This window comes from Chryseobacterium tongliaonense, from assembly GCF_041224435.1.
Lineage (GTDB): Bacteria > Bacteroidota > Bacteroidia > Flavobacteriales > Weeksellaceae > Chryseobacterium > Chryseobacterium tongliaoense.
Genome location: NZ_JBGFFD010000005.1, coordinates 317,442 through 327,429 on the forward strand (window position 1 = coordinate 317,442; position 9,988 = coordinate 327,429).

Sequence of the window (9,988 nt, forward strand, 5' to 3'; positions counted from 1 at the left end):
CGAATATTAAAGCATGAGTTGCAAATTTTAAAGAATTCCAACACAGAGGCGAGTATCTCTTATTCAGGTAGTTCTATACCCGAGATTTCGGCACATTTATCGATGAACATCTCCTGTATTCCCGTATTTCTAGCATCATGATGTACAGCTTGTGGCTTTTTATGATAATAATATCCTCCTGATTTTAGTGCCATAGCATCTATTGAAGAAGCAAGCCAAACCTGTGTTAGTGGTGCATCTGCAAGGCTATCGGGAGCCCCGGCTCCACCCATTTTAGTCGCTACCCAGCCTGGTTCTAATGCATTCGAAGCGACATCTTTCCATCTTCCGGCAACAGCAAAAGCAAGAAGGACATTGTGCAATTTAGAATCTGCGTAAGCTTGAAAGCCGTTCCAGTTCCTTTGTTCCCACAAAAGGTCGTTCAAACTGCTATCTCCATCACGATGAAGCCCGCTGCTCATATAAATAAGTCTTTGTGGTTTTTCAATAAGGGCGGTGAGGATGTATGGCGAAAGGCTATTTATGGCAAATACGTGCGGTAAGCCGTCTATAGTCATAATTTTTCGTGGCTCTCTGTAACCAACTGCAGCATTATGGATAATAGCATCAAACTTTCCAAGTTTGTTTACTTCTTTGGCAAGATCAATTGTCTCCGAAATGCTGGCGAGATTACCAGTCAGCACCGTTTCTGCTTTGGGGTTGGCTTCATGTGCTTCCTCGGCTCTGTCCTCATTTCTCGCATGAAGCACTACCTGATGTCCTTGTTGGATCAATAACTTTGCGGCCATCATGCCAAGGCCGTCTGAAGATCCTGTAATGAATATTCGTCCCATTTTTTCTAATTTTTATTTGGCGCTTAATTGGCTGCTCATTTCGCTATTGAGACTTTTTCCTTCATCCATCTAATTAAAGATCTAGTGAGTATGGGCAACCGAATTTGTATTTATACGTAATTTTCTGATTCAAAGGTATAAAGAGTGTTGCCTCCGAATGTTGCGAATATTAAAGCATATATTGCAAAATTTAAAGAACTGGGAATAATGAATATTAGGAATGAAAAATGCGATGGTTTTAACCGGGATTTTTCTATAATAACTGAAAGATTATTGAATATAAATCCCATTAAACAGGTGTATTGCAATTTTATTCAGTTATATTAAAATTGTATTATCGTTTTCAATAATGTGGGAAAGTGAGGCATCTAATATACCTTCGAAATATAATATATAGCTCTATTTTTAATATCGATCTATATCTTATTATCAAAATACTTAATGCAAAAATTATGAATGATGAGATTTTCTATACACTATTGGAGATACTCCTTCATACTTTTTAAAAAAGTTGCTGAAATGGGCAGTTTCTGTAAATCCTAATCTGTAGGTAATTTCCTTAATAGGAATATTTGCATTTTGTAATAATGATTTTGCTTCTGTCAGTGTTTTCTCGGCAATCCAGGCAGTTAAATTTTTCCCTGTTTTGCTTTTGATAACACTGCTAAGATAATTGGGATGCAGGTTGAGGGCATCGGCATAATCTTGGACACGAAAAACCATATCCGCTTTCCCTGAACTTAGATCACGATAATGATGCTCTAAAATTCTTTTAAAAGATATAACAATCTGGGAACTGCGATTCCCTTCATATATCGGATTATAATCTATCCAGATATGCTCTTTGATCTTGAAAAGAAGTATCGCCAATAAATGACCGATAATTTTGTATTTGCTAGATGTATTTTTTCTGTATTCATCTAATATCTGGATATTTATAGCACCAACTTCATTAAAAAAGCTATCTGTTACCACTTTTGGGCGAACAATTTCAGTAAGAAGAAATGGGAAATCGGTGTAAACATCTTCTCCGATGTACTTTTTCAAAAAGGTTTCGTCAAAAGTTATTAATAAAATATCTTCTATCTGTGTCCAGCTAAATGTGCGGTAATTACTTGGGTTGGTAAAATAAATGGAATGGGGTTCAACTTCAAAAGTCTGCTCATCAATAGTATATCGTCCGCTTCCATCCTTCACGAATAAAAAAGAGAAAAAATTAGGGCGGTAAGAAGTGGATTGATAAGGTAGTTTGAAGGGAATTGCATTCAAATTGAATATAGTGAAGCCCTCTGTAACATCGAACAGATCCACAGGAAGTTCCAATGCTTTATAAAGCTGAAATAGAGAATTAGATTCGATTTTATCTGTTGATTCCACGTTTATTAGAATTCAATTTGGATTTTCAAATTTAGTAAAATGAAATTTAAATTGATGAATGCATATGCGTGTACAGAATTTACATCAATAGTCGGAAAAAACATTACCCGAAGCATGAGCGGAAAAGGAAATTGTTATGACAATGCTGTAACTGAGAGCTTTTTCAAAACTCTGAAAACCGAACTTGTCTATCAAAATAAATATGAAACTAGAGATCATGCTAAAAACTCTGTGTTTGAATATATAGAAACATTTTACAACACTCATAGAAGGCATTCGGCTTTAGGAAATTTAACCATAAAAGAGTATCAAAATTTAATGTCTAATCAATCTAAAAATGTAGCGTAAAGAGTATATAAATTTTGTCTCAAAAATAGTTGCAAGTTCATTTAATAGTTGTCTCCTTTTTTTATGCCCATAAAAATTTGTGACCCGAACTTTTACATTCTTTATGGATCAGAAAATCAAGGCACAGAATACAAAAAAATGGAGACGTTAATAAATAAACGTCTCCTTAAACTATTTGGAAAGAGTCATAGCGAACCTCGATGCCCTTTCAACATTACTATTATTGCATTTACTACCACTAGTAATAATTTTAACTTGGCAATCGCAATAACCTTATTCAATATTAACTCCACAGGCTTTTGTAGGCTATAGGAACTACCTGTTTTCTATATACACTATAAATCTCCCAGATAGGTCCAGATCACCTCCTGTTCTTTAATTCTGTGGGTAGCGTTGCATACATTGAATCCCCCTAATCCCCAGAAAAAGGCCGAACTGGTGTCACCTTGTGCTAAATAGACTACTCCGGAAGTCGTTACTTTTCTATCCTGATACCCTGCGGTTCCCCGAAAATTATAACTGAATGTCCCAGAAGGTGTACTCAAGAGTGGGAGGAATTCCAATTGAAAATACTGAACAATACGTGCTGTAAATTTATAAAACCCCTTTTTATCAGCAGTAATTGTTCCGGACACCCCCATATTATTATCTCTCACATCGAGAGTAAAATTTCCACCGCTTGATCCTGTACAGGTTGTAACGGTCGTTTTTCGGCCCCTTGAATATAATACAGGCAAATTGATCGTATTAGTCGCTAATTTATAATCCATTAATGCCTGCCATAAAACCCCATCATATAAATAAATTAAATCCTTATATACCCTACTCGTTCCGGTGCCTGAGTCTGAAAGGTTGTATACCAACAACCCTTTGACCGGATTGGTTACTGTGGTAATATCTGTCGTAGATGTCAAAAAAACCCTTGGGAGTATCAATGCCTTATCTGATGAGGATAATTCCAATATCGAAGATGGATCTGGAGTGGCCGTTCCTATTCCCACTTGGCTTTTAATGGTAATTGTTACCAAACCTATTAGTAAACAAAATATCTTTTTTTTCATTGTAATCTATATTATCTATTCTCCTATATATTGCCAAACGACCTGCTGTTCTCCTATCCGATCAGCAGCTACACATGTTCCACCTAAATGCCATTGAAAAGGTTCTGAGATGTCTCCCTGGCGTAGATAAACAGATCCTGTAAATACCGTTGTTTGCCACGCCCTTGTTGTTGTGTTTCCATCTCTGAATGCATAGTTAAGCATCCCCGGAAGCAGAAAAGGACTGTAGGCTGATTGCAGCATGAACTGCCTGATACTGACACTCCAGATGTAGTAGCCCGTTTTATTGGCCACTATTGAGCCATTAGCGTTAATGGTTGTTTTTATATTCTTTAGAGCTGTCAACTGGAAATTTCCCATAACAGCACCTGTACAGGTTGTAGTATTAATAGTTTTATTTCCGACAGCTACCAGCTCGGGAAATAAACTACCCGAAGCTATTTCTCCATCTTCCACCATTTCATCCCAGCCTGTTCCATTGAACTTATATAACCGCCCTTCATATACTGCGTTTTCACCAGTACCGGAGTTTTGCGATGCTAAGGTCAACATGCCCATTGAAGGATTGGGAATCGTGGTTATATCAGTCTTTGAAGTTAAAGGGACCCGAGTGATTAAAAAGCCCTTTTTCGCGGAGGACATTTCCAAAATTGATGATTGTGCAGGAGCAGCAGTACCTATACCAATCTGGCTCATTAACTGTCCGGTTAAAAGGAAGGAAAAAAGTACTGAAAAATATATTTTTCTCATTTTTATAGTATCAAATTTAAGTTTATAAAGGATTTCCCAAATACTCCCAAGTCACTTCCTGGCCTTGAATTCTACCATCGGCAGTACAGGTATTATTTCCTAGGTGCCATTCGAAGCCTGAAGTGATAGTTCCCTGTGTTAAATAAATAACTCCCAATATGGAGGCAGGCTGGGCCGAAAGTCCCGCCCCTCTATACAAATAAGAATAGGTAGCCAGACCTGGGGCTTTGATATATGGACTTTGACTAAAAGGCTGGCTGGGAACTGGCGGCATTAATTGAACTATTCTCACCGAAAACATATAATATCCATTCTGAGGAGCGGTGAGGCCTCCTGCGGCAGTTAAGTTGCTGCTTCTTTGATTGAGGCTAAACGGTCTGGTGACAACTCCAGTACAGGGCTCTGTGGTTGTTTTTCTTCCTACAGCAACAATCTTAGGTAATTCATTGGAGATAAATTTCTCTCGTGTCGTAAGAGGCTTCCATTGGGTACCGTCAAACTTATACAGCGTATCTTTCTGTATTGCCGTAATGCCTGTTCCAGAATTTTGAGTGGCATACACAAGCAGTCCTTTTGCAGGATTAGGAACCGTTATAATATCTGCTGTAGAGGTTAGTGCTACCCTCGGCAAAAGCAATCCTTTGTTGGAAGCATTTAAATCCAGCAAGGAAGAAGGATCAGGAGTAGCTGTGCCAACTCCTACCTGACCCTGCGCGGCAATTCCTGTTATGAGAGCAAAGACATAACAATAGTGCTTAATTTTTTTCATCGTTCATGGGATTGGTTAATACTTTTATCATTACTTCGTTTTAGTGTCTAAATATTTATTTTCTTAATTATATTTGATCTTAGATTATAGGAATCATCATAATAAATCCCCTCTCCATCATTAGAAAGTACTTCATTTTAAAGCTGTAAAGATCTGTTTTTTTAAAGAGGCTTCGTACTGTAAAGATTCCGGTTACAATTTTTATATCGTAAAGGTATTTGATTTATACGGCGTGTTGAAATATAACACATACAGCTTGTTCTGCTTATTTATAGAACTAAATCTACAAACAGGCAGAGCTTTATGTATCTCAATACAGGCTGGAAAAACAAAAATCTATAATATAAATTATAGATTCTATTTTGACAGATAATAAGGGTTTTAAATTGTTGTGAACTCACAAATAGGCTGCATCTAATGTAAATTTTTATATAATTCTATGAGTTCTGCTATATTGTTAATTTTTAATTTTTGAAAAATTCTCTTTTTAAAGGTGCTTATTGTATTTATTCGTAGACCCAAATGGTTCGAAATTTCTAAATTTCCATTTCCCTTAGCCAATAGTTCAAATACCTGATATTCACGGGGAGAAAGTTTTTTTATACTATTCCCCCCATCAAAATTCTTTATGATAAAAGGAATAAGCTCAGACGGGTAGAAATATCCGGTTTCTAAAATAGTTTTTATAGCGTTTTTTATATCCTCTTCTGTTCCCAACTTATTTAAATAGCCATCCGCTCCTTTGCGAATATACTGTATGGCAATATTTTGATCATAAGCGGAAAATATTAAAATCTTAAGGTCTTTCTGAGTATTTTTTAGCTCAGAAATCATTTCGGTATATTTTGTTCCCGGCATATCAATATCTAAAAGGAGAAGATCATAATGATTAGTTTTGAGAAATTCTTTTACACGTCCATAGTTTTCTGCTGAATCTATTGTAAGCCCGGGATATGCCGATCTTAAAATCAGGGCTGTTCCGGCCCTTACTACAGAATGATCATCAGCTATTAAAATTCTTTTTTCCATTCATTTTATTTTTGTAAATATTGACTTCAACAGCAGTTCCACCAGGATAATTTTTGTAAAATGATATATCCGCATACATTTTTTTTACAAGATAAATAACCATATGTAGACCAAGACCGTAATTTCTAAATTTTATAATATCCTCATTCATTGACATTTGGTACAATCCATTGTAATAAGTTAATTGCTCCTGCGACATCCCTTTGCCAGTATCTGCTATTTTCAGAGTGATCTTCTCCTGATTATCTTCAGCAATAATATAAATGATGCCCCCAGATGTATTTTTTACAGCATTATCAACCAGATTATGGACAATACACGATAGGATACTTTTATTAAACTGACAATAAATGTTGCCCTTTCCAATAATTTCAATTCTGCTATTTTGTGATTTACTAACTTCATTAAATAGTTTTTGTTTGGCCATTAATATCTCACTAATAGGATATTCATCCTTTTCGTATACATCGTAAGTTCCAAATAAATCACTGTATTCCTTAAGATGCATGGTAAAATTATACAGCTCTTCCGAAGATTGATGAATGCTGTCGAAATATTCTTTCTGAAGATCAACTTCACGGACATCGATTAATTTTTGAGACATCATAGCAATAAACTTAACAGGAGTACTAATGTCATGGCTGATAGCTTCTATCAGCTTTTTCTGATACTCCGATTCTTTCTGCATATCATTTTTTACGGCTTCAAGATGTTGCGTACTTTCTTTAAGTGCTATTTTAATATTAGATACTTTTTTTTTGAGCAATCGATTTCTTATCTGTAAAAATTTAGTTCTTGTGTAGATGATTACTATAAATATGAATAAAAATAAAATAGTAACTGCTAATTTAAAAGCTGTAGTTTGGTAAAAAAGTGGTTTGATTTTAATTTTTACGGTTCTGTATGCATAACTGCCCTCCGGAGAAACCTGAACCCTTAATTGCAGAGTATAATTACCCGGGATTAGATTGCTTATCGTATATTTTCTTTCGTTTTTAATTTCAATTTGCTGCCAGTCAGGATCCTGCCCTTCTATCTTTGCCTCAACTCTTAAGTTATAAGAATTTGAATAGTAAGGAATATCAATAAAAATATCTGCATGCTTATAATTATTCTCTAAAATAAGATCCTTTGAAAAATAAGTAATATCTGAATCATTAATTCTCACTCTTTCAACATATATTCTTTTTTTATCGGGATAATACGCTTTGATATCCTTCGGATCAAAAAATACAAATCCTTCCATTGAGGGAAATACAAATTCACCATTTTTCAAGGAATAGGCATCAGGCATAGAACCACCGTTAAATTCAGTGGTTAATAAGCCATCATTTTTCGTAAAACGGTAATAAAACACAGGAGTCTTATTGTTTTCAGAATATTTTAAAAGCTGTTTTTTAGCAACCCTGAACAACCCGTTATTGGAAGATATCCAGTAATATCCATGCGTATCCCCCAAAATATAGTGTGCGGAATTTAAATATGAATTCTGGTCTAAAGGCATTTTGAAAAGCTTCTTATCTCTAAACAAGAAGAAACCATCTTTGTTGGTGGTTATCCATATCTGTCCGTCCGAGGTTCTGATAATATTTTTTACATTTATCTCTTTAGCTACTTGGGCAGCAATTTTCTGTTTTAGCCGTCCTAAGTACAAACCGTCGCTACATCCAATCAAAAATTCGTCGTTGTTATATTGCAGAAATGAATTCACAAATCCAGTAAACTCCAACGTAATATTTATAGTCTTTAATTGTTCGTCTTCAAATAGATGTAGATAGGAATGGGTAAGATCTGTTGTAGAAACGGCAAACTGGTCTGCACTTTTAAAAAAAACTTTTAAGCCCGGAAAATGAATGCTATGAGTGGTAGTATATTGGGTGGATTTATATCTTCTAACCACATAATCGTCATTCTTGTACAAAATATTCCCTGAATCATCGTAAAACATAAAATGCTTGTCATTAACACCGAAATGATGATTCTTTACGAGCCCATGCTTATTAACTTCATATCCATAGGGGTCTATAATTGTATTTTCATTAAATGGTATGGAAGAACTGCTTACTTCATCCACAAAATGAATTTTTTTCTGAGCTGTGAAAAATTGGGTCAGCTGTACAATGTTTAATCCTTTGGTTACGCTTCCCAGATATAATCTTTTAAAATCTTTATCATAAAATATAGAATTAAAGAATTGATTTCCAAAATTCTTATAGGTTATCAAAAATTTTAATTGCAACTCATCATTCTTATAGCCCTGCAAAAGATAAATGTTATCATTATTGATGATGAAAGTCTGACCGGTAATCTGCTGCCAGTATATTTTCGTTTCAGGATCATTAAAAAGAGTTGCCTTCGTAAGAGTTGTTAGCTTTCCCTTATCAACTCGGTAAGTTTTTCTGTTTTTTGGATCGGCGAGAAAAAGAGTATCTTCTTCATTAAGAAATATGGTAGATAAATCGGTAGTAACGATTGGAACTTTTGTCTGCCTATTTTTTTCATCGGTATATATAATCCTGTTATTATAAAAACTATATTTTCCGGAGCTGGTCTTTATATAGTATTTGGTATTAGAGCCGTATTTGGATTCCGGAGAATTTTTCGATATCCTTTTTAAAAAATTAAACTTCTCCTTAGTAAATGTTCTTGTGAAAGTGCTTTTTGTAATAGAATGGACTTTTCTTTTTCTTATAAGAATTTTATTCTCGTCATTATTGTTATAAATTACAATACTGTCATTCAACACATTTCCATAGAAATTTTCAAAATGTAAGTTGGTAACTGCTAATTTATTATGTATTGTAAATACCGAGCCATCATATTGCACTATTCCATTGTCTGTAGACAGCCATATAAAACCATACTTATCTTTTACAATAGCTTTGACACTATTCTGTGGAAGGCCATTCTCTGTATTATACCATGAAGAAACATATTGACCATATGATTGCTGAAAATGAAACAAAAAAATAATCAATATAGATATTCTCATAGTACAATTGGTAATTCTGCAAAATTAGTCTATTATACAGTACAATTTTGTAGAATATGTTCTACATACAACAAGACAAAGTCGCAGGATAAATTTTCAGGAAAGTGCTACACAACAAATATCTTTGTAAAAAGACAAAAACTGGTTCATGACAGGCAGCTGGACGGTAATGTAAACTTCCCTGAAAATGTAACCATTTAAAGATATAGTTTTTGATTTAAAAAACTTTAAATTTAAATATGAAAAAGAGTAAATATTCAGAGAGTCAGGTTTTTGGGATTTTGAAGGAACAGGAACTTGGAAAAAGTGTGTTGGAAATCTGCCGTGAACATAGCATTACACAAGGTACTTTTTATCGATGGAAGAGTAAATATTCTGGTATGGAAAGTTCGGATATTCAAAAGCTGCGTGAGCTGGAATCCGAAAATTCCAAGCTTAAAAAACTCTATGCCGAACGATGCTTAGAAATTGAAGCTTTAAAAGATGTTCTGTCAAAAAAGTGGTAAAGCCTTCTGGACGGCGTGAAATTGTCAACTTTATTCGCGAAAAATACCATTTAAGCGAACGGAAAAGTTGTTTAACAATAGGTATCAGTAGGCGCAGCTACCGTTATAAAAGCAGAAAAAATGATGATGAATTAATTGAGGCTCTAACAAAACTTTCACAAGAACATCCAGGTTACGGTTTTTGGAAGCTGTATCATAAACTTCGGAACTTGGGGTATATTTGGAATCATAAACGTGTCCACAGAGTGGAGTTGCTACCTTTGTTAGGACACAATTCTTATACTCTTTAACTTTAAGAGTATGAAAAAGATCAGAAAAAATTA

At 34.7% G+C, this 9,988-nt stretch carries 9 protein-coding genes and 1 pseudogene; 3 read left to right on the plus strand and 7 right to left on the minus strand.

From position 1 onward, the window contains the following. Positions 1–59: 59 nt before the first annotated feature. Together AB8P06_RS13150 and AB8P06_RS13155 are read right to left on the minus strand one after the other, a co-directional pair. Positions 60–833 (minus strand): SDR family NAD(P)-dependent oxidoreductase, encoded by a 774-nt coding sequence (locus tag AB8P06_RS13150; protein ID WP_369842403.1) that lies wholly within the window; start codon positions 831–833, stop codon positions 60–62. A 450-nt stretch (positions 834–1,283) separates the two neighbouring features. Next, positions 1,284–2,210: a helix-turn-helix domain-containing protein gene (locus AB8P06_RS13155; RefSeq protein WP_369842404.1), complete on the minus strand. Its 927-nt coding sequence runs from the start codon at positions 2,208–2,210 to the stop codon at positions 1,284–1,286. Between the two features lie 111 nt (positions 2,211–2,321). Between AB8P06_RS13155 and AB8P06_RS13160 the strand changes: the two are divergent. Further along, positions 2,322–2,558: pseudogene (locus AB8P06_RS13160) on the plus strand (IS3 family transposase); the annotation flags it as partial. A gap of 335 nt (positions 2,559–2,893) precedes the next feature. On the opposite strand, the gene AB8P06_RS13165 reads toward AB8P06_RS13160, so the two are convergent. The 5 genes from AB8P06_RS13165 to AB8P06_RS13185 form a co-directional block, all read right to left on the minus strand. Then, positions 2,894–3,619: a phage tail-like protein gene (locus tag AB8P06_RS13165; protein WP_369842405.1), complete on the minus strand. Its 726-nt coding sequence runs from the start codon at positions 3,617–3,619 to the stop codon at positions 2,894–2,896. Between the two features lie 15 nt (positions 3,620–3,634). Further along, positions 3,635–4,369, minus strand: coding sequence for a phage tail-like protein (locus tag AB8P06_RS13170; protein WP_502064275.1), 735 nt, complete (start codon positions 4,367–4,369; stop codon positions 3,635–3,637). 22 nt (positions 4,370–4,391) lie between these two features. Next, positions 4,392–5,138 (minus strand): phage tail-like protein, encoded by a 747-nt coding sequence (locus AB8P06_RS13175; protein ID WP_111955919.1) that lies wholly within the window; start codon positions 5,136–5,138, stop codon positions 4,392–4,394. Positions 5,139–5,552: 414 nt separating this feature from the next. Next, on the minus strand, positions 5,553–6,167 hold the full coding sequence (locus tag AB8P06_RS13180; protein ID WP_111955917.1) for a response regulator transcription factor: 615 nt from the start codon (positions 6,165–6,167) through the stop codon (positions 5,553–5,555). Continuing rightward, positions 6,142–9,159, minus strand: a complete 3,018-nt coding sequence (locus tag AB8P06_RS13185; protein WP_369842408.1) for a sensor histidine kinase — start codon at positions 9,157–9,159, stop codon at positions 6,142–6,144. Before AB8P06_RS13185 ends, AB8P06_RS13180 begins: the two co-directional genes overlap by 26 nt. A 239-nt stretch (positions 9,160–9,398) precedes the next feature. Here AB8P06_RS13185 and AB8P06_RS13190 point away from each other — a divergent pair, with 239 nt between their 5' ends. Together AB8P06_RS13190 and AB8P06_RS13195 are read left to right on the plus strand one after the other, a co-directional pair. Continuing rightward, the gene (locus tag AB8P06_RS13190; protein ID WP_369842409.1) at positions 9,399–9,665 is read left to right on the plus strand and encodes a transposase; all 267 of its coding nucleotides are present in this window, start codon (positions 9,399–9,401) and stop codon (positions 9,663–9,665) included. Next, the gene (locus tag AB8P06_RS13195; protein ID WP_369842411.1) at positions 9,659–9,955 is read left to right on the plus strand and encodes an IS3 family transposase; all 297 of its coding nucleotides are present in this window, start codon (positions 9,659–9,661) and stop codon (positions 9,953–9,955) included. The genes AB8P06_RS13190 and AB8P06_RS13195 overlap by 7 nt, the downstream gene beginning before the upstream one ends. Positions 9,956–9,988: the final 33 nt, after the last annotated feature.

Coding starts and splice junctions, on each gene's coding strand:
- AB8P06_RS13150 (WP_369842403.1), bottom strand. CDS start 833: ATGGGACGAATATTCATTACAGGATCTTCAGACGGCCTTGGCATGATG.
- AB8P06_RS13165 (WP_369842405.1), bottom strand. CDS start 3,619: ATGAAAAAAAAGATATTTTGTTTACTAATAGGTTTGGTAACAATTACC.
- AB8P06_RS13170 (WP_502064275.1), bottom strand. CDS start 4,369: ATGAGAAAAATATATTTTTCAGTACTTTTTTCCTTCCTTTTAACCGGA.
- AB8P06_RS13175 (WP_111955919.1), bottom strand. CDS start 5,138: ATGAAAAAAATTAAGCACTATTGTTATGTCTTTGCTCTCATAACAGGA.
- AB8P06_RS13180 (WP_111955917.1), bottom strand. CDS start 6,167: ATGGAAAAAAGAATTTTAATAGCTGATGATCATTCTGTAGTAAGGGCC.
- AB8P06_RS13185 (WP_369842408.1), bottom strand. CDS start 9,159: ATGAGAATATCTATATTGATTATTTTTTTGTTTCATTTTCAGCAATCA.
- AB8P06_RS13190 (WP_369842409.1), top strand. CDS start 9,399: ATGAAAAAGAGTAAATATTCAGAGAGTCAGGTTTTTGGGATTTTGAAG.